Below are 250 nucleotides of genomic sequence, written 5' to 3'. Positions count from 1 at the left end.
CGAATTGCGATGCATGCTCTAAGGTTATGGGGACTCGGTTCGCCGAGCGTTCCCCGGTTGGTCTGTCGGCAGGGCCCGCCTGACTTTGAATCAGGATGAGCGACGCAGGTTCGACTCCTGCCCGGGGAGCTCGTTGATCCCGCTCCCGCAGTGCGGTGTAACCGAGTGGCGGCTAGAGTAAACCTTGCATGCCACATCCGAACCTGGGGGGAGCACCGTGACGCCGAGCCCGTCCACTGACCGAGCCGAG

Annotated in this window: 1 tRNA gene; it reads left to right on the top strand. The window is 63.6% G+C overall.

The features are described 5' to 3' along the window. Positions 1 to 50 precede the first annotated feature (50 nt). Positions 51 to 129 (top strand) — tRNA-Gln (locus HB860_RS22100). The last annotated feature ends 121 nt before the right edge of the window (positions 130 to 250 follow it).

The organism is Aeromonas genomosp. paramedia, from assembly GCF_023093515.1.
Lineage (GTDB): Bacteria > Pseudomonadota > Gammaproteobacteria > Enterobacterales > Aeromonadaceae > Aeromonas.
This window is presented reverse-complemented; position numbering and strand designations above follow the sequence as displayed.